The organism is Candidatus Nitrotoga sp. 1052 (genome assembly GCF_927312905.1).
Taxonomy (GTDB): domain Bacteria; phylum Pseudomonadota; class Gammaproteobacteria; order Burkholderiales; family Gallionellaceae; genus Nitrotoga.
Genome location: NZ_CAKMHQ010000019.1, coordinates 1 through 23,980, shown reverse-complemented (window position 1 = coordinate 23,980; position 23,980 = coordinate 1). Strand labels below are relative to the sequence as shown.

Annotated in this window: 25 protein-coding genes and 1 pseudogene; 16 read left to right on the top strand and 10 right to left on the bottom strand. The window is 47.1% G+C overall.

Annotated elements, in window-relative coordinates:
• The 3 genes and pseudogenes from MJ768_RS03970 to MJ768_RS03960 all read left to right on the top strand — a co-directional run.
• On the top strand, positions 1–140 hold a 140-nt coding region (locus MJ768_RS03970; protein ID WP_239288141.1), incomplete at its 5' end, for a transposase.
• Positions 141–333: 193 nt separating this feature from the next.
• Positions 334–755 (top strand): annotated as a pseudogene (locus MJ768_RS03965) (IS630 family transposase); the annotation flags it as partial.
• 339 nt (positions 756–1,094) lie between these two features.
• Positions 1,095–1,544, top strand: a complete 450-nt coding sequence (locus MJ768_RS03960) for a universal stress protein (RefSeq protein WP_239288139.1) — start codon at positions 1,095–1,097, stop codon at positions 1,542–1,544.
• 46 nt (positions 1,545–1,590) lie between these two features.
• Here the strand turns inward: MJ768_RS03960 and MJ768_RS03955 are convergent, their stop codons facing one another.
• Positions 1,591–1,902, bottom strand: a complete 312-nt coding sequence (locus tag MJ768_RS03955; RefSeq protein ID WP_445082966.1) for a transposase — start codon at positions 1,900–1,902, stop codon at positions 1,591–1,593.
• Between the two features lie 45 nt (positions 1,903–1,947).
• On the opposite strand from MJ768_RS03955, the gene MJ768_RS03950 reads away from it, so the two are divergent.
• On the top strand, positions 1,948–2,571 hold the full coding sequence (locus tag MJ768_RS03950; RefSeq protein ID WP_256449824.1) for a carbonic anhydrase family protein: 624 nt from the start codon (positions 1,948–1,950) through the stop codon (positions 2,569–2,571).
• A gap of 153 nt (positions 2,572–2,724) precedes the next feature.
• Positions 2,725–4,365: a SulP family inorganic anion transporter gene (locus tag MJ768_RS03945; RefSeq protein ID WP_239288136.1), complete on the top strand. Its 1,641-nt coding sequence runs from the start codon at positions 2,725–2,727 to the stop codon at positions 4,363–4,365.
• A gap of 916 nt (positions 4,366–5,281) precedes the next feature.
• Here MJ768_RS03945 and MJ768_RS03940 read toward each other — a convergent pair.
• The 4 genes from MJ768_RS03940 to MJ768_RS03925 form a co-directional block, all read right to left on the bottom strand.
• Complete coding sequence (locus MJ768_RS03940) at positions 5,282–5,845, bottom strand: redoxin domain-containing protein (protein WP_239288135.1); 564 nt, start codon at positions 5,843–5,845, stop codon at positions 5,282–5,284.
• Positions 5,846–5,912: 67 nt separating this feature from the next.
• Positions 5,913–6,458 carry a carboxymuconolactone decarboxylase family protein gene (locus MJ768_RS03935; protein WP_239288134.1) on the bottom strand — a complete coding sequence of 182 codons (546 nt, stop codon included), beginning with the start codon at positions 6,456–6,458 and terminating at the stop codon, positions 5,913–5,915.
• A 95-nt stretch (positions 6,459–6,553) separates the two neighbouring features.
• Positions 6,554–7,234, bottom strand: a complete 681-nt coding sequence (locus tag MJ768_RS03930; protein WP_239288133.1) for a protoglobin domain-containing protein — start codon at positions 7,232–7,234, stop codon at positions 6,554–6,556.
• Between the two features lie 277 nt (positions 7,235–7,511).
• Positions 7,512–8,171, bottom strand: coding sequence for a MarR family winged helix-turn-helix transcriptional regulator (locus tag MJ768_RS03925; protein WP_239288126.1), 660 nt, complete (start codon positions 8,169–8,171; stop codon positions 7,512–7,514).
• A 415-nt stretch (positions 8,172–8,586) separates the two neighbouring features.
• On the opposite strand from MJ768_RS03925, the gene MJ768_RS03920 reads away from it, so the two are divergent.
• Positions 8,587–8,901 carry a hypothetical protein gene (locus tag MJ768_RS03920; protein ID WP_239288124.1) on the top strand — a complete coding sequence of 105 codons (315 nt, stop codon included), beginning with the start codon at positions 8,587–8,589 and terminating at the stop codon, positions 8,899–8,901.
• Positions 8,902–9,108: 207 nt separating this feature from the next.
• On the opposite strand, the gene MJ768_RS03915 is transcribed toward MJ768_RS03920, so the two are convergent.
• The 3 genes from MJ768_RS03915 to MJ768_RS03905 form a co-directional block, all read right to left on the bottom strand.
• A complete protein-coding gene (locus MJ768_RS03915; RefSeq protein WP_239288122.1) occupies positions 9,109–9,591 on the bottom strand; it encodes an integrase core domain-containing protein in 483 nt (160 codons plus the stop codon).
• Positions 9,546–9,977, bottom strand: a complete 432-nt coding sequence (locus tag MJ768_RS03910; protein ID WP_239288120.1) for a hypothetical protein — start codon at positions 9,975–9,977, stop codon at positions 9,546–9,548. The genes MJ768_RS03915 and MJ768_RS03910 overlap by 46 nt, the downstream gene beginning before the upstream one ends.
• Positions 9,978–10,578: 601 nt before the next feature.
• Positions 10,579–12,291: a proline--tRNA ligase gene (locus tag MJ768_RS03905; protein ID WP_239288118.1), complete on the bottom strand. Its 1,713-nt coding sequence runs from the start codon at positions 12,289–12,291 to the stop codon at positions 10,579–10,581.
• Between the two features lie 151 nt (positions 12,292–12,442).
• Here MJ768_RS03905 and MJ768_RS03900 point away from each other — a divergent pair, with 151 nt between their 5' ends.
• From MJ768_RS03900 to MJ768_RS03890, 3 genes are all read left to right on the top strand, one after another.
• On the top strand, positions 12,443–12,967 hold the full coding sequence (locus tag MJ768_RS03900) for an RNA pyrophosphohydrolase (RefSeq protein ID WP_239288116.1): 525 nt from the start codon (positions 12,443–12,445) through the stop codon (positions 12,965–12,967).
• A 94-nt stretch (positions 12,968–13,061) separates the two neighbouring features.
• Positions 13,062–13,601, top strand: a complete 540-nt coding sequence (locus MJ768_RS03895) for a ferritin-like domain-containing protein (protein ID WP_239288115.1) — start codon at positions 13,062–13,064, stop codon at positions 13,599–13,601.
• A 467-nt stretch (positions 13,602–14,068) separates the two neighbouring features.
• Entirely contained in the window at positions 14,069–15,136 is a 1,068-nt protein-coding gene (locus tag MJ768_RS03890; RefSeq protein WP_239288114.1) for a DUF475 domain-containing protein, read from the top strand.
• A gap of 72 nt (positions 15,137–15,208) precedes the next feature.
• On the opposite strand, the gene dut is transcribed toward MJ768_RS03890, so the two are convergent.
• Together dut and coaBC are read right to left on the bottom strand one after the other, a co-directional pair.
• Positions 15,209–15,661, bottom strand: coding sequence for a dUTP diphosphatase (gene dut, locus MJ768_RS03885; protein ID WP_239288113.1), 453 nt, complete (start codon positions 15,659–15,661; stop codon positions 15,209–15,211).
• 2 nt (positions 15,662–15,663) lie between these two features.
• Positions 15,664–16,857, bottom strand: a complete 1,194-nt coding sequence (gene coaBC / locus MJ768_RS03880) for a bifunctional phosphopantothenoylcysteine decarboxylase/phosphopantothenate--cysteine ligase CoaBC (protein WP_239288112.1) — start codon at positions 16,855–16,857, stop codon at positions 15,664–15,666.
• A 71-nt stretch (positions 16,858–16,928) separates the two neighbouring features.
• Between coaBC and radC the strand changes: the two genes are divergently transcribed.
• The 7 genes from radC (at position 16,929) to dxs (ending at position 23,784) form a co-directional block, all read left to right on the top strand.
• Complete coding sequence (gene radC, locus MJ768_RS03875; RefSeq protein WP_239288110.1) at positions 16,929–17,603, top strand: RadC family protein; 675 nt, start codon at positions 16,929–16,931, stop codon at positions 17,601–17,603.
• A gap of 199 nt (positions 17,604–17,802) precedes the next feature.
• The gene (locus MJ768_RS03870) at positions 17,803–18,021 is read left to right on the top strand and encodes a hypothetical protein (protein WP_239288109.1); all 219 of its coding nucleotides are present in this window, start codon (positions 17,803–17,805) and stop codon (positions 18,019–18,021) included.
• On the top strand, positions 18,018–19,004 hold the full coding sequence (locus MJ768_RS03865) for a formylglycine-generating enzyme family protein (protein WP_239288105.1): 987 nt from the start codon (positions 18,018–18,020) through the stop codon (positions 19,002–19,004). Before MJ768_RS03870 ends, MJ768_RS03865 begins: the two co-directional genes overlap by 4 nt.
• Before the next feature lie 208 nt (positions 19,005–19,212).
• Positions 19,213–20,190, top strand: coding sequence for a formylglycine-generating enzyme family protein (locus MJ768_RS03860; RefSeq protein ID WP_239288104.1), 978 nt, complete (start codon positions 19,213–19,215; stop codon positions 20,188–20,190).
• Positions 20,191–20,751: 561 nt separating this feature from the next.
• Entirely contained in the window at positions 20,752–21,012 is a 261-nt protein-coding gene (locus tag MJ768_RS03855) for an exodeoxyribonuclease VII small subunit (RefSeq protein WP_239288103.1), read from the top strand.
• Positions 21,005–21,916, top strand: coding sequence for a polyprenyl synthetase family protein (locus MJ768_RS03850; protein ID WP_239288102.1), 912 nt, complete (start codon positions 21,005–21,007; stop codon positions 21,914–21,916). The genes MJ768_RS03855 and MJ768_RS03850 overlap by 8 nt, the downstream gene beginning before the upstream one ends.
• A complete protein-coding gene (dxs, locus tag MJ768_RS03845; protein WP_239288100.1) occupies positions 21,916–23,784 on the top strand; it encodes a 1-deoxy-D-xylulose-5-phosphate synthase in 1,869 nt (622 codons plus the stop codon). The genes MJ768_RS03850 and dxs overlap by 1 nt, the downstream gene beginning before the upstream one ends.
• Positions 23,785–23,980: the final 196 nt, after the last annotated feature.

Here is a 23,980-nt window from a genome sequence, read left to right as displayed (position 1 = left end):
TGGAGCCGGTGTTTGGCATCATCAAGGCGATACTGGGATTCCGTCAATTCTCACTGCGGGGTTTGGAAAACGTCAAAGGCGAGTTGAATTTGGTCGCGATGGCGTGGAATTTGAAGCGAATGTTTGTGTTGGCAGGGTAGTGTAGGAAGGGAAGAGTGATACGACGGCAATGACCGTTCTTGAGAGCCTGAAAAACGATTTGATGCAAAACTGAAAATACAATTTATGAAATCACGATCAAATCCGCTCGACAAGTCCGAGTTGTTGGCAGCTTTAACGACAAGACCGACAGGCTGCTAGGGGAAAAAACGCCGGTGGCCTATGCACCCGGTGCGGCAGCGGCTGTCGATGATTGCCACTGTGACCAACAAAGGCTGTGCACGTTGGCAGATTATCGACGGAAATTTCGACTCGGATCGGCTCATTGAATTCCTTGAACTACTGATCAAGGATGCGGGGAGAAAAGTGTTCTTGATTCTGGATAATTTGAAAGTGCACCACAGCAAACCAGTGAAGGCTTGGCTGGAAAAAATAAGGAAAAAATCGAATGCTTTAATTTGCCCAGCCACAGTCCGGAATTGAATCCGGAAGAGCGGTTGAATTCAGACCTGAAGCAGGCTATCGGATCGAAAGTGCAGATGCGTACCAAAGAGAAATTGCGTGCCACTGCCAACAATCACATGACGATGCTGGAGAGCAACCCTAGACGCGTCTCTTCTTACTTTCAAGACCCACGCGTAAAATATGCCGCTTGAAACTATTTAGTGGCCGAGTCAATAACATGACATGGTTCCAAATGGTCTGATAGCGATGCCTCATTTCGCGTTCAAAGCAACGGGTTCGCATTCTGTGATTAATAATGTGGGGTATACAGCTATTTGCGGTAAATTGCTTGAGCTATCTATCGCCCGCTGCATCTGAACGTAAGTTTTAAAAAAAACTAACAGCATGATCAGAAGTGCAAATGAGGCAGCGGTATTTTGTTATGTATTGATTGGCAACTCTCTTAAACTCGACTCATTATTGTCTTGACTAATTGGTTCACTGTACATTATCGTCTTAACCGAGGATTTGCATTTACTTTAGAGATTAAAATGAACCCACAAAAAATAGTTATTGCTATGCCAGCCGAAGAAGAGTTTATGCCAAGTATTTCAAGGTGGGGGCATGAATATGTCTGGACCAAAAGAGAAATTTATTTTGTTCATGTTATCAAGAAAGACATTAGCGTTAGTGAGATGGGTGTTGAGGAAATTCCTGATAAGGTAACAGTTGAAAATTTGAAACAACAAATGCTAGATTTCATTAAAAATAAAGCAAGGGAAATGATGCCTGAACTGGCATTCAAAAAAGCTCATTTTGAAGTTTTATTTGCGCAGTCTCCAGCAGAACGACTGGCTGAGTATGCCAAAGAAATTAATGCGGGTATGATTGTAGTTGCGACAAGAAATAAGAGAGGTTTTTCTGGACTTTTTCTTAGCTCCTTTGCTGACCGCCTTTTAAAATTATCACCCTGTGATGTATTAGTTTTAAGGCCGAATTAAAAAATAATATATGGCGAATTCAAGAACCAACCACAATAGTTAATGTTTAGTCGCGGATTTGGCGAGTTCCATATTGGGCAGGAGCTCGTTGTAAACTGCTACCGGCGATCGAAATTCGAGCGATTTTCTCGGACGTGTATTTATTCAAGCTCCAAGCAATTTCATCCAACTGTTCTTGCGTGTAGGTCGACAGGTCAGCCCCTCTGGGCAAATGCTGGCGCAGCAGTCCGTTAATATTTTCGTTCAAACCGCTCTGCCACGGACTGTGCTGGTCGCAGACGTAGACCGCCATACCTGTTCGTTCAGTTAGTTGCGTGCCTTTGATCATGTCGGCTGCCCAGCCAGGAAGGCTGGGCATTTAGTTACACTAAAACAAAATTTGTAATTTATCTTGAGGAATTTGATGCAATCCAATAGCTGCGACACTCAATTATTGCTTACGCCAGAAATGGCATTAAAAGCTCTTAAAGATGGCAATGCGCGCTTTGTGAATAACCTCAAAATTAGCCGCAATCTGTTACAGCAATTGAATGAAACTTCAGATAGGCAATGTCCATTCGCCGTTATTCTGAGCTGCATCGATTCGCGCGCATCAGCTGAACTTATTTTCGATCAAGGCTTAGGTGATCTCGTCAGCATTCGAATAGCAGGTAATGTTATTAATGAAGACATTCTTGGCAGTATGGAATTTGCTTGCAAAATCGGCGGGGCAAAAATTGTCGTTGTTTTAGGCCATAGCCGTTGCGGCGCCATCAAAGGCGCGTGTGACGATGTAAAACTAGGTAATCTTACCACTCTAATCGCAAAACTTAAGCCAGCAGTGGCAAGTGTTCGCGAGCCAACAACAGATAGAAACTCCACGAATTCAGACTTTGTAGAAAAAGTTGCTGTGGCCAATGTACACCTAATGATTGCCAACATAAAACACCGCAGCGAAATTTTGCGTGAAATGGAGGGCAACAATGAGATAGCCATTGTGGGCGGCATGTACGAAATACAGACTGGAAATATCGAATTTTATCAATAACCAGTATAGTGAACCAGGGCGGTCACTCTCCTAAGTGTTTATTTTTAGGATATGTTCTATCGATATAGATGGGCTTAACTCACCATAGTTTTTACCATTGCTTAATATACGTAATATAATATTGTTAACATAAAAAATTGTGGAGACGAAAAAATGACCAAGCAGCCCATGCAGTACTATCTTCGACACCTAAAAGATGATTTGCCTGCGGGTATCGTGGTATTTTTAGTGGCTCTACCGCTATGTCTTGGTATCGCTCTGGCATCTGGAGCGCCTCTATTCGCAGGACTGACAGCAGGAATGGTCGGTGGCCTGGTTGTTGCTTGGTTAAGCGGTTCACAACTGAGCGTTTCAGGCCCAGCGGCCGGCTTAACTGTGATTGTATTTAACGCTATTGAAACTTTAGGTAGTTTCCAGGGATTTTTGGTTGCCGTGATATTGGCGGGCATTATGCAACTGATAGCTGGCTTCCTCAAAGCAGGGGTCATCGGAGCTTTTTTCCCTTCAGCTGTCATTAAAGGGATGTTGGCTGCCATTGGCTTGATTTTAATTATTAAGCAGATCCCTCATGCTACTGGGTATAGTGAACATTTTGGAGGTCCAGAAGCCTATTCACATGAAGAAGTACATGAGTTTTTTTTCCCGATATTAGATGCATTTAGCTCCATTTCGCATGGCGTCATACTTATAACCATGGTTGCCTTGCTGATACTAATAATTTGGGAACGACCATGGTTTAAAAAATATAGTTTTTTTAAAATAATTCCTGGCCCCTTAGTCGCGATAGTATGGGGAATTCTCTATAATTTAGCTGCTGAACGATGGTTTCCAGATTGGGCGGTCAGTTCAATTCACTTGGTGAATGTTCCTGTCTCAAATAATGTCGGCGAGTTCTTGAATAACTTCATCTTTCCAGACTACAGTTATTGGACTAATCCTCAGGTTTATCTTATTGCAGCAACGCTAGCTATTATTGGTAGTCTCGAAACATTATTAAGCCTTGAAGCAGTAGATAAGCTGGATCCGTTAAAACGCACTTCACCGACTAACAGAGAGTTAAAAGCACAAGGAGTTGGAAATATTATTTCCGGATTAATCGGAGGATTACCGATTACTGCTGTTATTGTGCGTAGCGCAGGCAATATTAACGCTGGTGGCAAAACCCCAATATCCTGTTTTATACATGGCTTATGTATATTGCTTAGCGTAATGTTTTTTGCAAATTATATAAATTATTTTCCACTCGGCTCTTTGTCAGCCATTTTGCTGCATACCGGGTTTAAATTGGCTAAACCCGCTTTATTCAAGGAATTTTATCAAAAGGGCTGGAGTCAACTTTTGCCTTTTATAATTACAATAACAGCGATTTTAACAACCGATTTATTAATAGGCATGTCAATTGGTATGGTAGTTGGGTTATTTTTTGTTATTAAGGCTAATTATCAAGCTGCCATTACTTTGACTCAGGATAAATCGTTTTATATATTAACGCTTAACAAAGATGTTGTTTTTCTGAATAAATCTCTATTGAGAAAGCTTCTTTCGCATGTCAAGCCAAACAGCACGCTCACAATTGATGCCAGCAAATCTCAGTTTATTGATCACGACATTATCGAAACAATTGATGACTTTTTAGTAACAGCTCCAAATAATAATATTTCAGTTGAAGTTTATGATCTATACGGCAAGGAAAATTTAAAAAAACACGAAGAATTTGTCATATTAAAAGACCACTATGATAAAAGCCCATCCGGTAAAAACATGATTATCGATAACAAGATTATGGGATTATGAAAGAAATTATGACTTCCATTCTCAGCCTTCATCCTCTTGCGTCACCCGAGCGGTGACACAATTGAAACTGAAACGATAAAAACTCTTGCTGCCTGCTACTGATTACTGCACTACACCCGCAATCTTCGGTCGCCGCGCTGCTTGGGAAGGTGAATATAGAGTACTTCCTGTTGAAACTATCTCTGAAAGCAAGCCCTGAAAATTTCATGCGCAGACACTGCGCTACCAATCTGATGGTCAGCGGTTGTTTGGCGCACCACGGTGCCACGTTGGTAATGGGGAACAATTCTTTTACGACCAGGCTCAACAGATGAGGAAATGTCCAAGCCGCCGAGATCTGCATCCCTGATTCCAGCACAATGCGTTTCTGTTTCCACAGGTTATAACATCCCACCAGCATTCAGGTAGTGAAACAATGGATTGATGTCCCAGCGGCGTGCGTACTGACGAAGAATTTCCTCGGCACTCAATTCGGTTTTGGAAGCCAACAACAAGCGTGCTTTTTACCAGCCCTGCTTATCCGTATCGAAGGACGGGCACACCATACGGCTCGCACCGGCGTGGCCGTGCGATAACCGAGCGCAGACGACTAAACAACCATCGGCTAAAGCCGGTGGGTTTGAATTGAAGATCGGGGAGGTTGGCGGAATGGTTCCGCTTGATTGGATAGAGTTTGCTCTTTCTTAAATGGGAGCTCGCAGTGAATGCCTGTGCTATTTTTTTCAGTTAACACAGATTGTCGAAGTAGAAAGCATCCGGCGTTTTGTCGTCAATCAACGAATGCGGCCTTTCTTGGTTGTTGCAGCAGAGCAGCCCCTGCTGCGTTTTGTGAATCGTCAATCGTCAATTTGCTGAAATTTGCATGCACAGAGCGCTAGTGTTGACGATAAAACTGGGAAATTCATGCGCTCACCTGTCACAAATTTTCAGAAATAGCACACTCTTCACCGTCACAACCGCCGCGTCCTGCAGGGTGCTCTCGATCTTGATTGCTGTAAGGATCGATCGCAACTTCACACACCAGTTGGCCAATCGTTGCTCCAACGCGCAAATCATCCATGCGACCAAAATGATTGAGTCGAATGCGTCCTTGCCGGTCAAGAAGAATCAGCGTCGGTGTGCCCCGCATACCAAATGCCTCCATCGTATGCGGAATACTGCCTGTTGTTGATGGCCGATTTACAGCAACTGGGAAACGGATACGGTACTCATGAATGAACGCTTCTAAAGCCACGGGTGTCATTGCACTGTGATGCTCAAAGACACTGTGAATGCCAATCACGGCAACATCTGCTGTCGGAAAAGTGTCATGGATAGCCGTAGCCTGTGGCAGACCATGTGACACACAACCAGGACATAGCATTTGGAATGCGTGCAGTACGACCACGCGTCCGCGTAATCCCGCAAGCGTAATAGGACGAAGTGTGTTGATCCATTGGGTTACTTGTAGTTCTGGGGCTATTGAGTTGATGTTAGTCATGCTAATTTTCCTGAGTTAAGTTAATTATTGCTGGGAGAGCCTGGGCCATTCCCAGCAAAGCTGGCATTTAGGCAGCTACGCGTAGATTTACTTTAGGGAAATCAATCGGCACATCAAAAGCCAAATTGACATAGTTGGTAAAAATGTTCAATGTGACGTGAGCCATGATTTCGACGATCTGTTCGTCGTTGAACCCCACCGTTCTCAATTCGGTATTATCGGCATCGGCAATTTGCGCACGGTCGGCAACAAGCTTCAGAGCGAAACGCAAAGCGGCGGCGGTTTGTGCGTCATCTGATTGGCCGGCTTGAGCGGCTGCCATCTCAAGTGCGGAAGCCCCGGCATTTTGACCCAAGACAGTATGAGCTGCCAAGCAGTATTCACAGCGGTTTCTGTCAGCAATTGCGACTGCAATTTTTTCCCCGAGCTTAGCTCCCAGAATGCCAGAACCAAGTGCGCCAAATGAACCCCACATACTCTTGAGTGCTGCGGGTGAATTGGCCACTGCGCGGAACATGTTTGGCACAACGCCAAAGGCTCCGTGGATCTGATTCAGAATAGCCTTACGATCCTCTGTGGCTTCGTTGGCGTTGATGAGTTGAACACGAGACATGATGAGTTTTCCTTAATTGATTAATCGGTGAGATAAATTCGCAGCGCTGCTCCAACAAATGGAGCGCATGCCGTTTTAACTATGCAATCTAACAGCTAGAACTGACCATCGCGGACGTACGGGTAGCTCCATAGAATGGTTTGCAATAAAACAGACTTCACCCAAGCAGCATGCATCTTTTCGACGTCGGCTGTGCTCACGCCTTTCTTCGCAAGAAAGGGTTTAAGCGTTGTCGTCACAGGGATCGTGAGTGCGGGCAGATAACGGAAATTTACTTGAGGTACGCTTTTAACGTGATCCGTTTTATTTTTTTTGATCTTGGTGTGACGAAGGCCAATCTCGTATTGATAGTCGAGCCATACTTGGTCATAGTTCGCATCAGCCGTATCTAATATCCACTGACCGAATCGTTTACGAACCGCATTCAGGTAGTTGCCATCTGGCTGGCCTGTCTTGGTATTTTTGAAATACTCGACAAGTTCCGGCGTAGATGCGACGAAGCCGTACCAAACATCCAGAATCGCATCTGTCTGATCCGCCAAAATCTCTTTGCTTTTACGCAAATAGAGCACATCCTCATCGGTGAAGAGGAGTGTCTTCTTTAATGACTCTAAATCCTTAAGAGTATAGGGTGCAGTTGCAACCGATTTCTGGCCGAATGTGTAGCCGGGAATTTGAGTCTGCGGACTGAGATCTGATCCGCTGTGTGCAGATGCGATTGGAACTACGGCACTAAGGCAAACGGATGCAGCGAGTGAGAATAAACGATTTTTCATGAATAAATCCTTTAGTTATTGTTAACAGCGAAGTTCGGAAAGGTTGGTTAAGGGCACCTCTAAAAATCCAATTTTCGTCACAATACGGCGTTACTCGAAAAAAATTATCGCTTACATATCAACTATATGCCGCGCTCAAATTTTTTACTCGTGCCTTGTCTTGCTTAGAAACTTGAATTTTTAGAGGCGCCCTTAAGTAATTGTTTAAATTATTTTAAGGTGGATCATTCATATAGGAGTCCTAATTATAATAGTTAAAAAAAAGCAAATACGATATTTAGGCACCCTCAAGCTCCCGCCAGTTTTGAACTGCGACGGTTGCCTGGGCCTGATCATGTTCGGGGCAATCAAGGCGCAATTGGCTGACAGAAAGCGGCGCATTGACCAATGTGCAGTGGTGTGGTGCTTCAGAATCAGGATGCCTGTTTATAGCAAAGTACTTGCATGTGACGCAGGCGCGGATTTCAGGGAATCGATCCGATTGCTGTAGTTTGCCAATCAATGCCAGAAGGGATTCGAACAAAGCATCCTGAGTGGACTGGGGGAGATCGGAAACGGCTTCGTGCGCAAAACCGACCGAGTTGGAAATTCTTGCAGCCAAGTCTTGTCCTGATCTCGTCAGCCTCAATGCCACAGCGCGTCCGTCAGCAGAGTCACGTCCCTTCTCGATTAAGCCTTTAGTTGTGAGCGAAGTGATTGAATCACTCGCACTGGCGGCAGTTACGCCCAGATGCTGTGCTATCCATGACAAACGTACACCTCCTTCACGTGACCGCAGCGCTTCGAGGATATCAACTTGTGTCGGGTTGAGTCCTTCAGTTGTCGCAAACTGCCATGCTCCGCTGCGCAACACCGAAGCAATTCGTGTAATGGCACTGACAATCCGTTCGCTTTTCGCAGGCGTGTCATGCCAAGGTAGGGTGTGTTTCGTTTTCATTTTTATAGTATCCGCAAAATCAGAACTTCTGTCAAGGAGTCCTAACTAATACGCGGTGATATATTTCTGTTATCACTCGCATGAGTTCGTAATTTACGGATGCCTCCTTACCCATTTTTTCAATCAAAACTCAAATTCAAACTCTCTGGGTGAAATATATTCTTGTCAGTTTGCGCACACTATCGGTACTGCCAAGTTAAATTTGAAATGGAAGGTGCCGCCACTGTACAGTTTAGCGGGCAGATTGGCAGATAAATTCAAACATACCCTGGGCGGATCAATAGGCGCGCATTATTTCAAGCTAACAATAATTAAATGGTACGGGTATTTAGTCTTCAGGGCGGTCAACTTGCAATCCATGTAGAGCGTTAATGATTACAACGGTAATCACGCCGCCATCATTTAGGAGATAAGCATGTTGAAAGCAGTATTTAGCATTACCGCAATAACCCTCGCATTTGCTGCATCCAGCTATGCCGATACCCCAAAAATTGACCATCGTGAAGCTAAGCAGGAACAGCGCATTGATCAGGGTATTAGATCCGGTGCCTTGACATCAAAAGAAGAGGCAAAATTAGATGCCGGGCAAGCCAAGATAGAAAAAATGGAAGAGAAAGCCAAAGCCGACGGCCACGTAACTAAGCATGAACGCAAGCGCATCAATCATGAGCAGAATGTGCAAAGCAAGAAAATTCACGATATGAAGCACAACGAAGCTCATACGCATTAATCCATCATTCATACGCTAACCCGCCATTCGAGGAGGGGACGCTGCGCCAAAAAACGGCGTAGCGTCGTTCATTTAAACGTTAGCACTTAAAAATTGATCAGTACAGAGGAATACAAATGGCATCATTCATTAGTCCAGGAAGGTTGATTCTCTCGGCCGTGTTCATGACGGTGATTGTCAAGCCAGTTGCCGCCTGAATGCTTTTGTTCATGCTGCAATTTTGTGCTCCAAATCTCCTTTCTTTTGTTCGTCTTGAATGTGCTGATCAGGGTTCAGGTGCATGACGAGGGCAGGCTGCCAGTTTCGGGTGGCTCCGCTCCAGCGTTCTGGACGCTGTTGCTTCGCTGCTTCATAGGCGACGCCGCGCTTCTCCAGCAGCGAGACATCAATGCCTTCGTAGTGCTGTGCAGGCGTCACAAACCTGATGGCGCTATGCCTATGCTCATGGCTGTACCATTGCACAAACATGCCGACCCACTGGCGGGCGGCAAGCAAATCTTCGAATGCCTTGTTCGGATAAGTTGGCCGATATTTTATTGTCTTGAACAGCGATTCCGAGTACGGATAGTCGTTGCTAACCGCATGGCGTCTAAACGAGGGCGCGACGCCCAGCACTTGCAAAGTAGCCAGCATGATGGCGCCTTTCATCGGGCTGCCATTGTCGGAATGCAACACCACCTGGTTCGGCATGATGGCTTCTCTGGCGCAAATGTCGCGTCGGCACCGCGATGCCAGAGCTGATTTTCATCCCTCATGACGCGGTAAATTGTTGATTCCGAAACGAGGTATTGCCCACGATCAGCCAGTATCGGCACAATCTGACTGGGCGGCAGGCTGCCGAATTCATCCGAATTTACGACGTTCAGCAGGTGTTCGCGCTCCCGTAAGGTGAGTTTATTGGTGGGTGTCTGCTCACGCCCGGGACGCAAATCCCCCCGCGACGGGCCAACCGGCCAGCGCTGCAAAGTGCGCGGAATGAGGTCGATCGCCGCATAGGCACGGCCCTGGCGCGCGCCCGCCAAGATGGCCTTGGCGACCAGACTGATTATGTTGCCGCGCTCTGGCAGAGAAGTCATTTGACCTCTTCCTCCCAGAGCGCGCGCAATTTTTTTGCAGGATCAGCAACGCTGCCACCTCCGCCAATGCGTCCTCTTTGCGGGTTAATTCACGCTTGAGCCGGTCGTTCTCCTCTTTCAAGAAGCGGATTTCACGGCTGCCCGTTGCGGTCTTTACATCGGTGCAAAAAGCCGTTTTCCAGCTTGTGAGGTGATGGGTAAATAAGCCGTTTTCACGATCCCACGTTTGCAAGGCTTCGTCTGACAGGCCATGGGTTTCATGCAACGCCGCCAGCAGCTGCTCAGCATTCCAATCTTGGGGGCGTCGCTCTTTTTTGACCGAAACGCCAACAGCACTCGTTCCTTTTCTTTTCATCCAATTTTTTAACGTGTGACGATTGATGTTCAATTCTACCGCGACCGACTTCACCGTCCGATCGCCACGAGAATAGACCTTGAATAACGCCTGCTCGATAAATGCTTCTTAATAACGTATTCCCATTGTTACCTCCATGCCTCATAGTTAAATTTTGAGGCGATAACTGGCCTGATACAGGGGGTGAGCGCAAGGATCAAGCGTCGGCGTGCCAAGAATGCAGGTCGCCTGCATTGAATGGTAATTTTATTGAAGTGAGGTTAATTGCATGAACTTAACAATATCTTGCAACGGGATTTGTTGCGCTTCTTCATCGCACCGTCCCTTGTACTCAACCATGGGCACTTCTTGGCTGAGACCGCGATCTCCGATTACGATACGATGTGGGATGCCGATGAGTTCTAAATCAGCAAACATTACGCCTGGACGTTCGTTGCGGTCATCAAGCAATACTTCAATTCCTGCCGCGCCAATGTCAGCATAAAGCTGTTCTGTCGCTAGGCGCACGGCTTCGCTCTTATTGATTCCGATAGGGGCAAGTGCCACTTGGAATGGAGCCATGGCAGCAGGCAGGGTAATGCCGCGTTCGTCATAATTCTGCTCTATTGCGGCAGCGACAATACGCGAAACACCGATACCATAACAACCCATTTCAATGAATTGAGGTTTGCCGTTTTCATCGAGATAATTAGCATTGAGCGCTTCGGAATATGTGGTGCGCAACTGGAAAATGTGGCCAACTTCGATGCCACGACAGAGTTCCAGCGTGCCTTTTCCATCGGGGCTGGGATCACCGGCGACCACGTTGCGGAGGTCATACACATTGGTTTCGTCCAAGCTGATGTCGCGTCCAAAATTTGCGTGAATGTAGTGAAAGCCGTCGTCATTGGCTCCGCAGACAAAATTGCTCATGGCAGCAGCAGCATGATCAGCTAAGATTCGCACGACCGTATTGACCGGACCAATGTAACCGGTGCGACAGCCCATGTTCTGATGGATTTCATCGTCGCTGGCGAAACGGAATTCGCCTAGTATTTTGGTTGCCTTGATTTCGTTCAGCATATGGTCTCCGCGCAGCAGAAGCAGGGTAAAGTTGCCACCGGCATCCATCACGGCGATTGCCTTTAGCACTTGTTGCGGTGTCACATTCAAGAAAATGGCGACACTTTCGATGGATTTTTGTCCGGGCGTAATGATTTTTTGCATTTTTTCGTTGGCAGTCGCGCGCAAGATGTTCGGTGCGATGGCCTCAGCCAGTTCCACATTTGCGGCGTAATCGGAAGTGGGACAGAATGCTAACCCGTCTTCGCCGGAATCGGCTAGCACATGGAATTCATGCGAGCCACTGCCCCCAATGGCACCTGTATCCGCAGCAACGGCTCGGAATTGAAGGCCAAGACGGGTGAAAATGCGGCTGTAGGTGTCATACATCACCCGGTAGGTTTGTTCCAGGCTGTCGAAGCTGGCATGGAATGAATAAGCATCTTTCATGACAAATTCGCGCGCACGCATCACTCCAAAACGGGGGCGCACCTCGTCCCGGAATTTGGTCTGGATTTGGTAGAAATTCACTGGTAACTGACGATAGCTTTTTATTTCGCGGCGTGCGATGTCAGTAATAACTTCCTCGTGAGTGGGGCCAAAACAAAATAGATTGTCATGGCGATCTTTAATTTTGAGCATTTGCGGCCCAAATACTTCCCAGCGCCCGGTTTCTTGCCAAAGTTCGGCTGGCTGTACGGCGGGCATTAGCAGCTCAATGCCACCCCCATTATTCATTTCCTCGCGTACCACGGTTTCTACTTTGCGCAACACGCGTAGGCCCAACGGCATCCAGGTGTACAGACCGCTGGCCAGTTTCTTGATGTAGCCGGCGCGTAACATCAAACGATGACTGACTAGTTCGGCTTCGGAGGGAGCTTCTTTCTGGGTGGAGATGAAAAATTGTGAAACGCGCATGATGGTATGTTTGTCAAATCGAATTATCAGGGTGCTAATTTTACAGCGAACGAAGTAAGCATGCTGTAACGATTGTGATAAGGCGGCTTTCAATATGGTGTGAAATGTGAAAAAATCCACTCTATCTAAATTAATTTAACAGGTGGCGAAGATGATTGATCGGGATGGTTATCGCCCCAACGTCGGCATCATTCTGTCTAACGCTAAGAATCAGGTATTCTGGGGCAAGCGCATCAGGCAGCATGCGTGGCAATTCCCGCAAGGTGGCATTCAGTGTGGTGAAACACCGGAACAAGCGATGTATCGCGAATTGCAGGAAGAGGTAGGTTTACAGTCCTGTCATGTCCAGATACTTGGCCGCACGCGGGAGTGGATACGTTATGAGGTGCCGCAACATTGGGTTAAGCGTGAGTGGCGTGGCAGTTACAAGGGGCAGAAGCAGATATGGTTTTTGCTGCGACTGGTCGGACGAGATTGTGATGTCAGTCTGCGCGCTTCCGTTCACCCTGAGTTTGATGCCTGGCGTTGGAACGATTACTGGGTTGAGATGGAAAGTGTGATTGAGTTTAAACGGGATGTTTATCGTTTGGCATTGAATGAGTTAGTACGCTACTTGCCGACAGCCAATAATTTTTCTGGCTGGGATGCGGCCAAAAAAATTTCTAGTAATTTTTGAGCTACCGCCATGCTTTTAAAGTATCACATACTATGATGATAAATATGAATTTATCGTCGACAATCGATGACAATATAAATTAAAGGAAGCGAATATGGCAAAAAAATCATTTCTGACCGATATTAAAACCCTGCGTGAACGCGCCCGCCAGCACATAGAGCAGGGGGCTATTACCGCGGGATACCGTGGTGACCGTGACACTGTTGTCAAGCTGCTAAACGAGGCGTTGGCTACAGAGATTATTTGCGTGTTGCGTTATAAACGGCATTACTATACTGCTACAGGCATCAATGCGCAAAGCGTGGCGGCCGAGTTCTTGCAACACGCAACTGAAGAACAGATACATGCTGACCAGATTGCTCAGCGCATTGTGCAATTGGGTGGGAAACCGAATTTTTCTCCCGATGGCCTGGCAATGCGTAGCCATTCCGAATATCACGATGGTGATGACCTGCTTGAAATGATTCGTGAAGACCTGATTGCTGAGCGTATTGCCATTGATAGCTACGGCGAAATGATCAGCTACCTGGGTAACGACGATCCCACAACTCGGCGTATGCTGGAATCCATCTTGGCGATGGAGGAGGAACATGCCGAAGATCTGTCCAGCCTATTGGCAGAGATGGGAGGGTAAAAGGTGGTACAGTACCTAAAAGTGGGATAGATATATGATTTATGAGCGTTTCAATCAATCCTGAATTTGTTCTTTCCGCGAAGGCAGTAATCCAACTTGAGGGCACCTCTAAAAATTCAAGTTTTAGGCAAGACAAGGCACGAAAAAAGTTGAGCGCTGCATATAATTGATATATAAGCGATAATTTTTTTCGAGTAACGCCGTATTGTGACGAAAATTGGATTTTTAGAGGTGCTCTTGACAAGTTGACGTGATATCTCAGACAAGCCCGCTCTGAGCTTGTGATTGGCCCAGGGCAGGCTTAGCACCTCAGTTCAACTACGTATCTTGCTACTGTGTTGGTTAACCACCGCACATGACGGAGATAGTTTTTGCCTACCTTAAGGTTAATCCTACGTAACGAAATTAATCCCTCAGCCTTGCTGCGATACTGGATAAATTGCGATTTTTAATTTTGAAAGGAAGGTATGCGCTATTTTAAAATTTCATTTTTAATTGCTTTTGTGGGCCTCGGGCTTGCGGCATGGTGGGGTTATAGCCGCGGTGGTTTGGTGGTCGCACTTGAAGCTCTTGGGATTGCTACTATCCTTTGCGTCATGGAGGTATCGCTTTCCTTTGACAATGCCGTCGTCAATGCTTCTGTACTGAAAAGTTGGAACAAATTCTGGCAGGACATTTTCCTGACAATTGGAATGCTGATTGCTGTGTTCGGCATGCGGTTGCTTTTTCCGCTTGTGATTGTTGCGTTCGCGGCTGACCTCGGACTAATAGAGGTGTGGAATATGGGGCTCAACAATCCCGATGAATATGCGCATCATTTGATCAACCATCATGCTGAAGTGGCCGCGTTTGGAGGGGTTTTTCTATTGCTGGTGTTCCTTAACTTTCTGCTTGATGAAAAAAAGGAATTACATTGGCTTGGTCATATCGAAGAAAAGATTTCCACTTTTGGAAAGGTGGCATCAATCTCGGTAATGATTGCGCTTGGCACACTGTTGGCCAGTTTGTCCATGGTCGAGGAGGGCAAGCAACTGGTGGTACTAGTCGCCGGCCTTTGGGGTGTGTTGTCCTACGTGGGCGTAGACGTGATTAGCAGTCTTCTTGAAAAGGAAGAAGATGACTCAAAAATCAGCGATGTTATTAAGCGCGGCGGTATAGGCGGCTTTCTTTATCTTGAGGTACTGGATGCTTCCTTCTCTTTCGATGGAGTGATCGGTGCTTTTGCCATTACCAAAGATATTGTTATCATCATGATTGGTCTTGGTATTGGCGCGATGTTTGTGCGTTCAATGACTGTATTTCTGGTACGTAAAGAAACCCTTGATGCGTATGTGTACCTTGAGCATGGTGCGCATTATGCGATCGGAATTCTGGCTGTCATTATGCTTGCTAGCATGAAGTTCCATATCCCAGAGATTTTCACTGGTTTCGTAGGGGTGGTTTTCATTGCCGCCTCTCTATGGTCTTCATTGCGCTACAGGCGTATCAAGCAACAAAAAAGTAACAAACCACCGCAACAAAAAATTCTCCGCTAAAACGGACTATTACGTTGAGATATGTTGCGCTATCCAGCTTGTAATTCGTAAGCCGTATCCATCAAGATACCATCAATGTTTGCCGGTACTGCCAAAACCGTCACTTCCGCGCTGGCTTATGGGGAAATCCTTGACGATATTGAGCTGCATTTGCAGTACCGGCACGATAACCAGTTGCGCCATGCGTTCCAGGGGCATTAGAGTGAACGGGTGCTGTCCACGGTTCCAGATAGAAATGAATATCTGTCCTTGATAGTCGGAATCGATTAGACCGACCAAATTGCCCAGTACAATACCATGTTTGTGTCCAAGCCCGGAGCGCGGCAAGATCATCGCGGCGCACTGCGGGTCGGCTAGGTGAATTGCAATGCCGCTCGGGATGAGTTCGCATTGGCCGGGCTGAATAATCATGCTCTGGTCGATACAGGCGCGCAAATCTATCCCCGCCGATCCGGGCGTGGCGTAAGCGGGCGGGTGCTCATACAAGCGCGGGTCGAGAATTTTTACATCCACAGTTTTTTTCATAATTAATTTCCTTGCCGATAAAGTTTGACTATGTGCCGCAACAAAGCTCGCGCCAGTGTGAGCTTATCCGCGCGCGGTAATACATGCTCACCCGCATCGTCAAATAAAATCAACTCGTTGTCATCTGCTCCAATTGCTTGTTGCACTAGATTGGCTGCGAGTAGTGGAATTTTTTTGGTTTTGCGCTTTGCTGCAGCGTATTCGTGCAGGTTGTGGCTTTCGGCCGCGAAACCCACGCAGAATGGTGGCTTTGGAAGTCCAGTGACATATCCCAGGATATCTGGATTGGGTAATAGTTCCAGTGTTAGTCCGCCCGTACTCTTCTTGATTTTCTGTTCGGTCGGTTGTGCTACGCGATAATCGGCCACGGCTGCCACGGCAATGAAAATATGGGCATGTGTGACATATTTTTGGACTACCTCGAACATTTCCGCTGCGCTGGTGACATTCACCAGTGCAGCACCATAGGGGCTGGATAAGGCTGTAGGACCGGAAATCAATGTAACTTCCGCACCCAGTTCCAGCGCGGCCTGCGCGATGGCATAGCCCATCTTGCCCGAGCTGCGATTAGTAATGCCGCGCACTGCGTCTATTGCTTCGTAGGTTGGCCCGGCAGTCAGCAGAACTTTCACGCCGGATAGTAATTTTGGCTGAAAAAAAGTGAGCACAGCGCGTGCTAACTCTGTGGGTTCCTGCATGCGTCCCATTCCTTCCTCGCCACATGCTTGCATACCGCTGACAGGGCCTAAAATTATTACACCATCAGCAACGAGTTGCTGGATATTGCGTTGCGTGGCTGGACTTTCCCACATTTGTCGATTCATTGCAGGGGCGACCAGTAACGGACAATTGCGAGCCAGGCATAGCGTGGAAAGCAGGTCATCGGCCAAGCCGTGCGCTAGCTTGGCAATGAAATCAGCTGTGGCCGGCGCGATCATGATGGCATCGGTGGTGCGGCTTAGACTGATGTGTGCCATATGATTAGCTGTGTGCTCGCCCCACTGATTGGTGAACACCGGCTTGCCGGATAGCGCCTGCATGGTGGTCGGCGTGATGAAGTGGCACGCAGCTTCAGTCATTGCAACCTGTACCTGTATGCCCTGATTTACCAACAGGCGAGTTAATTCAGCGCCTTTATAGGCGGCAATACCTCCGGTGAGACCAAGCACAAGACGCTTCGTTTGAATTTGTTCCATAATGCCGTGCATCTTAGCAAAAACTGCTGTTCTTTATCAAAAAAACCACTGTGCTTAGACAAGGGAGAGCAATGGGAATTAATAATTGGCCTGAGGGAGAACGGCCGCGGGAGAAGTTAATTCAGCGCGGTGCGGCCGCACTCTCGGATGCCGAGCTGCTGGCAATATTTTTGCGCACTGGTGTTGTGGGCAAAAGTGCGGTTGATTTGGCGCGTGACCTGCTTACCCAGTTTGGCACGCTTACTTGTTTGTTTGCAGCTAGCCAAGAAGAGTTTTGCACCATATACGGTATGGGGCAGGCCAAATATGCTCAGTTGCAGGCGGTGCTGGAAATGTCGCGGCGTGCCTTGCAAGAGGTAATGCGCATGGGCGATGCGCTGAACTCGCCGGGTGCGGTACGCGATTATCTTCGATTGCTGTTGAGTGGCCGCGAACAGGAAGTGTTCCTGGTTGTCTTCCTTACCGCACAAAACCGAGTGATTGCATCAGAGGAAATGTTCCACGGCACACTAACCCAAACCAGCGTGTATCCGCGCGAAGTGGTTAAACGCGCGTTATATCACAACGCGGCGGGAGTTATCTTGGCACATAATCACCCTTCAGGCGTGGCTGAGCCCAGCCAGTCCGATCGCCTGCTTACCGACACGCTTAAACAGGCACTCGCGCTGGTGGATGTGCGCGTGCTAGATCACTTAATTGTGGCAGGAACCGGGTGTTTGTCATTTGCAGAGCGAGGAATGCTGTAATGTGTTTTTAACAGGCTGCTGAAAAAACCTAAGTTAGTTCCCCTTGCGTGCTCATCTATATTTCAGCTAATTTCCATTGTTTTAGCTTCAAAATAGTCGCCTTTTGCGAATTTTTCGCTTTTTTTGCGAATTTCTGGCGTATTACTAATAACTGCCTCATTCTGACCAGATTGTAATTAGCTGCTATGAACAGAAATGGTTGGATCAAGAACTTATTGTCAAAAGATGGTCAAATTATCTTGAGCAGCAAAAGCGAAACAATGGAATGGTAAGGGGTGTTGAGTATAGAAATGCCAATGTGCCAGTAAATATGTTCGCAGCAAAGAGAAATATTAACGGCAAAGTGGATATACTCCTTGCAGTTTTCTTAGGCGGATATAACAATGCGTCCCAATTTTTTAGAATGGAGATTTCATGAAATCAGTTTATGTTTTGTTCCTGCTAATGATGTCTCTCGCGGCATCAGTTAACGCAAGCGCGGCCGGGTCCGTGTTGAGCGTCAATTGTAAAGGTGAGGATGTGGGGGCAGAAGTGTTGGTTAACGGTAAATTTAAAGGCGAATGCCCGTTAGACATAAAGGTACCTGTTGGCAAATTGAAGCTGAAGGTGCAAAAGAAAGTTGATGCCTTTAGTGATCGAACATTTGAACAAGAAATTCGTATGGGCGATGACGTAGTAAAAAAGGTCGATGTGATATTGGGCGCAGCGCAGCTTAACGCCAAAGGCAAACGGCAAAAACCTCAGATGTCAGCCTTGCAAGGTAAGGCAAAAACATTACAGGAAGAAAAGAAGAAATGTGTCGAATGTCCCGAGATGGTGCCGATTCCAGGCACCAATTTCGCCATGGCAAAATACACTGTCACGTTCCAAGATTGGGATGCCTGCGTGGTAGATGGTGGCTGTAATGGTTATCGTCCTTCGGATAAGGAATGGGGGCGTGACAATCGTCCTGTGATTAATGTGAGCTGGAATGATGCTCAGGCTTATATTCAATGGCTATCGAAAAAGACCGGTAATCCTTATCGGCTACCGACTGAAGAGGAATGGGAAATCGCCGCGAGAGCTGGCACTACTACCGAATATTATTGGGGCATTTTTCCTTTTGGAGATTCGGCCTCTAGTGCTAATGCTAACTGTAATGCTTGTGGAAGCAAGTGGGACAACAAGACAACCGCGCCAGTTGGCAGTTTCAAGCCCAACGGTTTTGGTCTATACGACATGTCTGGCAATGTTTGGCAATGGACGGACAGTTGCTGGGAGGGTGATTGTAAGAAGCGAGTGCTTCGTGGCGGCTCTTGGAATGACACCACGACAAACATTCGTATAGCTACCCGTTTCAAGGATGATGTGACTGAACGTTACCATATCAGTGGATTTAGACTTGCCATGACGCTGAAATAAAAGAATTCTGGGTTAGCATTTGGTTCTTGTCACAGATGAATGGGTACATAAAAAGACGGTTGTTGAATGGGGATAGTATGGGCAACTAGAACAAATTTGAGTCTGGACCCTTATTTAAATCTTATGCACTAATGAAGAAAACCTCATTAAAATAGATCAAAAGTGCTTTAAGAGTCTGCCCATTTTTTATTTTTTTAACGGAGATTTCATGAAATCAATTTATTATTTGTTCTTGTCAGTTCTGGCTGCATCATCCGCTAACGTTTACGCGGCTGGCTCCGTATTGAGTGTTGTTTGTAAAGGTGATGACGTGGGTGCCGAAGTTTTGGTTAATGGAAAATTCAAGGGCGAATGCCCGTTGGATATAAAGGTGCCTATTGGCACGCTGAAGCTGAAGGTGCAAAAGAAAGTCGATGCCTCTAGTGATCGCATATTTGAACAAGAAATCCGCGTGGGCGATGGCGTAGTGAAAAGGGTCGAAGTGTTATTGGGCGCGCCGAAACTCAACGCCGAAGGCAAACGGGCCAAACCTGAGCGATTGAAAACTGCTAAGACTGAGGAGAAAAAAGTAGAAGAAGCGCTTAAGGCATGCACCGTCTGCCCTGAAATGGTGCCGATTCCAGGCACGGATTTTGAGATTGGAAAATATACTGTCACATTCGATGAATGGGATGCATGCGTGGAAGAAGGTGGTTGTAATGGTTATAAACCATTAGATGAAGAATGGGGACGTGGCAAGCAGCCTGTGGTTAATGTGAACTGGAATGATGTTCAGAGCTATATTGAATGGCTATCGCACAAGACTGGTAAAACCTACCGTCTACCGAGCGAACATGAATGGGAAGTTGCCGCGCGAGCCGGTACTACCACTGAGTATTACTGGGGAGATGATCTCGGGTTTCAGAATGCCAATTGCCATGGTTGTGGTGCCAGGTATGAGAAAAAAAAATCCGCCCCTATGCCAGTGGGGAGTTTCAAGCCTAATCCCTATGGTCTGTATGACATGTTGGGCAACGTGTGGCAATGGACGGACGGTTGTCGGGAAGGCGATTGTTCGAAGCTAGTTCTTCGAGGCGGATCTTTTGAATACGGTCCTGAGTATCTAAATGTAAGTTATCGTGAGGGAATCGAAGCTACGGAACGAATCAATAACCTTGGGTTTCGCGTTGCCAGGACACTGCCGTAAATTTGCATCTTATAGGACTGGTCATCAAATAGACTGATTAGAACATCTGGGTTCCGGCCTTCGCGGGAATGAAGAATTGACTATTTGATGGCCGACTCTACAGTATTTTTTTGACCTTTTTCTTATTTGCAAGCAACACAAATAGTAAAAGGGTGACTGCTGGGAGTGAGCGAATCCAGTAACTATAGTTTATTCAATATGCATAACACCAAATACCAGGCTTAATGTGTTTATGCATATCATAGATGCCGGTGCTTGTCTGAAGGATGCAAACAGCGCATAGAGATAAAACCGCTGTTGCAGCATCATGTGAGAGAGAAAATACCTGTCGTTGGAGGAACGAAATCATTCTTCGGATGGAAATGTTATTGGTCATATCGTTTGAAGACATTTCTGCTTGATTAATGTTACATAGACATGACTTGGGAGTAATGAACAGGTTGGAAATGATCGTATAGAAAAAATGTTGGGCGTTGACTCAAAGCATTTCGCGACGGAAAGACCATAAGATTCTGGTTAAGGTAAAATACGCCGCAACTTTAGCAAATGGAATGTACATACATGGCAGTAAAATCCCAAAAAACACCCAGCTTTGAGGTGGCTCTGGCCGAACTGGAACAGGTAGTCGCAGACATGGAGGTGGGCAAGCTATCTCTGGAAGACTCGCTGTCAGCGTACCGGCGCGGTGCCGAACTGTTGCAGATTTGCCGAGGCCGTTTGGAGGATGCGCAGCAGCAGGTACGTATTTTGGAAGAGGGCACGCTACAAAATTTTGCATCCAATCCTAGTGCGAGCGATTTTGCCAAACGAGAAAATGACTAGACTTAAGATGCTTGGCATTGATTTCCAGATTTGGGCTAGTTCCCACCAGAGTCGTTTCGAGGATCAGCTAAAACAGTTGTTGCCACAACCGGATATTGCTCCGCAGCGTCTGCACGCAGCCATGCGCTATAGTGTATTGGATGGTGGTAAGCGTGTGCGCCCGCTGTTGGCCTTTGCTGCGGGTGATTTGGTCGGGGCAGACAGCATGCGTGTCAACATAGTTGCCGCTGCCGTCGAACTGATTCACGCCTATTCATTGGTACACGACGACATGCCATGCATGGACAATGATGTGCTTCGACGAGGCAAACCCACTTGTCATGTTGAGTACGATGATGCCACTGCGCTGCTGGTCGGCGACAGTTTGCAAAGTTTGGCGTTTCAGTTGCTGGCCGAGCATCAGCTCAGTAATGATGCCGTGCAACAATTGGCCATGATCAAGTTATTGGCTACAGCATCCGGGTCGCGTGGCATGGCGGGCGGACAAGCGATTGATTTAACGAGTGTGGGTAACCAGCTGAGTGTGCCGGAACTTGAATTCATGCACATCCATAAAACTGGTGCGCTGATTCGTGCTGCTGTTTTGCTCGGTGCGCAGTGCGGGCCTGCGCTGGGGGAGGTGGAACTGGCTAGGCTTGATCGCTACGGCAAATGCGTCGGATTGGCTTTTCAGGTGGTGGATGACGTACTCGATAGTGAGGCGGACACCGTAACTTTAGGCAAAACCGCAGGTAAGGATGCCGAACAAGACAAGCCTACTTATGTCACGCTGCTTGGAGTGCAGGCAGCTAAACAGATGGCGGCGGAATTGCACAGCGAAGCGCTGGAAGCTCTGGCGGGGTTCGGCGAGCCAGCACGTCGCCTATGTGAAATGGCTGATTTTATCTTATTAAGAAAGTTTTGATGGTTTCGCTGCTCAATACCATCAATACCCCAGAAGTCCTGCGTCAGCTGGATCGGAAGCAACTACCTCAACTGGCGGATGAGTTGCGTCAATTCTTGGTGGAGTCTGTCAGTAAGACGGGTGGTCATCTGTCTTCCAATCTCGGAACGATAGAATTAACCATTGCATTGCACTACGTGTTTAATACACCGGATGACAGATTGGTGTGGGATGTGGGTCACCAAACCTATGCACACAAGATACTTACGGGGCGGCGCGAAGCGATGAAAACCCTGCGCATGGCAGGTGGTATTTCAGGTTTTCCTAATCGCGCTGAGAGTGTCTACGATGCCTTCGGTACCGCGCACGCTAGTACATCGATTAGCGCAGCTCTGGGAATGTCGGTGGCGGCGAAAATTGATAGAAGCGATCGGTGTGCAGTAGCTATCATTGGTGATGGCGCGATGAGCGGTGGCATGGCATTTGAGGCTCTTAACAATGCTGGTGCGATGGATACCAACCTGTTGGTGATCCTCAATGACAATGACATGTCCATCTCGCGGCCAGTGGGTGCGCTCAATAATTATTTTGCCAAGCTGATGTCAGGACGTTTTTATTCCGCCATGCGACGCGGCAGCGAAAAAATGCTGAAAGGCATGCCGCCAGTACTTGAATTCGCTAAGCGCGCCGAGGAGCATGTCAAGGGCATGGTTACGCCGGGTACGCTGTTTGAAGAATTTGGTTTCAATTACATCGGTCCGATCGATGGGCACGACCTTGATACCTTGGTTACAACTCTTGGTAACATACGTCAGCTCAAAGGGCCCCAATTTCTGCATGTTGTCACGCAAAAAGGCAAAGGCTACACTCACGCAGAAGAGGATTGCCTGCTTTATCATGGTGTTGGTAAGTTTGATCCAGAGCAAGGCATTGTTACTAAACCTGCTCTAAGAAATATTGAAGGGCAAGCCAGCAAGCCTACCTATGCACAGGTTTTTGGCGAATGGCTGTGCGATATGGCAGAACAGGATAAGCGTTTAGTTAGCATTACCCCCGCCATGTGCGAGGGTTCCGGCATGGTTGAATTTGCAAAAAAATTTCCACAACGTTATTTTGATGTCGGTATTGCTGAGCAGCATGCACTGACCTTCGCCGCCGGACTTGCATGTGAAGGTTACAAGCCGGTAGTGGCGATTTATTCCACTTTCTTGCAACGAGCTTACGACCAACTGATACACGATATCGCGATTCAAAACCTGCCGGTGCTGCTGGCGATAGATCGTGCCGGGCTGGTCGGTGCGGATGGTGCTACGCATGCGGGTAGTTTTGACCTGAGTTTTTTGCGCTGCATTCCTAATATGACAGTAATGGTTCCTTCTGACGAAAATGAGTGTCGCCAGTTGTTATACACTGCGTTTCAGATGGACACCCCGACTGCCGTGCGTTATCCGCGCGGCTATGGACCGGGTGTTGTATCAAGTAAGGAAATGCAGGCGCTGCCCTTAGGTAAAGGTGAAGTGCGCCGTGTGGGCTCAGGTGTGGCAATTTTGTCCTTTGGATCTATGCTTGGCCCAGCTCTTGACGCTGCGGACTCACTCAATGCCACGGTTGCTAACATGCGCTTTGTTAAGCCTCTGGATACAGAGCTCGTGTTGCATTTGGGACGCGAGTATGCTTTGCTGGTAACGATAGAAGAAAACACCATCCAAGGCGGTGCGGGTAGCGCGGTGGCGGAGTGTTTGCAGCAACACGGTATGACAAATTCGCTGCTCCAACTTGGATTGCCAGATAGTTTTTTGGAGCAAGGAGAGACAGAAAAAATGCTGGCTATGTGCGGTTTGGACGCAACAGGTATCGCTGCCTCAATTCGCCAAAAAATGTCTTTATAAATTCAAGCGTTGTATTGCTACGGAATTTGTAATTGATAAAGATATGCTTATCCAAGTTTAGACGTCTCGGCAAATATATAAATCAGATCAAAGGAATATTAAATTTATTTTTGAAGTATACTTTTGACAAGCAAAAAAATCAGGTTCATCCGACTTTCCTATGGGTAGCCTGAACCGGATACAGATCAAGACCGCC